Origin of the sequence: Microcoleus sp. AR_TQ3_B6 (genome assembly GCF_036702785.1) — a bacterium.
GTDB lineage: Bacteria > Cyanobacteriota > Cyanobacteriia > Cyanobacteriales > Microcoleaceae > Microcoleus.
Window position 1 is genome coordinate 8,231 of the sequence record NZ_JAUBVJ010000154.1, and the last position, 1,161, is coordinate 9,391.

Annotated in this window: 1 pseudogene; it reads left to right on the plus strand. The window is 55.3% G+C overall.

Annotated features, from left to right (window positions below):
• Positions 1–1,161 (plus strand): annotated as a pseudogene (locus QUB56_RS35485) (calcium-binding protein); the annotation flags it as partial.

Genomic DNA, 1,161 nt, shown 5'->3' on the forward strand with positions numbered 1-1,161 from the left:
CGACGGGGACTTCGACAACGATGACGGGGACGGGGATTTCGATCACGCCGGTGCCGCGGCCACCTGTGGTTCCCACGCCTCCCCCACAGCCACTTTTTGTCGATGGCTTAGTTCTCGGAGATGATGGGAATAACTATTTAATCGGCAGCTTGTTCAATGACACGATTTCCGGAGGTGGCGGCGACGACACGCTTCTGAGTCGTGACGGGGACGATATAGTCAAGGGCGATGACGGTAATGATTCTCTCAACGGTGGCGCTGGTAAAGATATCGTTGAGGGCGGGCGCGGCAATGACACGGCGCGGGGCGGCAAAGGCGATGACTTGGTTTCTGGCAACGAAGGCGATGACGCAGCTTTTGGCGACCAGGGCAATGATATTGTCTTGGGTTCTGAAGGCAACGACTCGCTGTACGGCGGTAAAGGCAATGACTGTCTGCGCGGAGGTGGCGAGGACGACCTGATTTTTGGCGACAAGGGCAGTGACACTGTTTTTGGCGACACTGGTAACGACTGCCTGATCGGCGCTGCCGGCAATGATATTTTGTTGGGTTCCGAGGGCGGGGATGTCATCGCCGGCGGTGTTGGTAACGATACTGGTGACGGTGGCGAGGGTGATGACCTGATCTTTGGGGGTGACGGCAATGATTCTTTGTCTGGGGGGTCTGGGGATGATATTCTTTCGGGCGATCGCGGGTCTGATACTCTGACAGGAGGGGAGGGCTCGGATATCTTTATTCTCGGTAGGGTGGGCACCTCGACTGCTGCCAACGCGTTTCTCACTACTGGCGGCCGCGAAATCGGCGATGCCGATCTAATTACAGATTTTAATGCGGGAGATTTGATCGGTCTGGCTGGAGGTCTGAACTTTACAGACTTAGAAATTTTCCAGGGCCAAGGCTCGAATTCTAGCAACACGATTATTAGGGACAGGCGAACAGGGGAATTTTTGGCGGTGTTGATTGATGTTCGATCGAACTCGCTAGATGAATCTCGGTTCACTACAGCTCAAATACCGCGCGTCAACGACAATCCTTTCACCATTGAGGGGACAAGTCCTTCTCCAACTCCGCCTGCTGGGACAACTCCTTCTCCAACTCCGCCTGCTGGGACAAGACCTTCTCCAACTCCGCCTGCTGGGACAACTCCTTCTCCAACTCCGC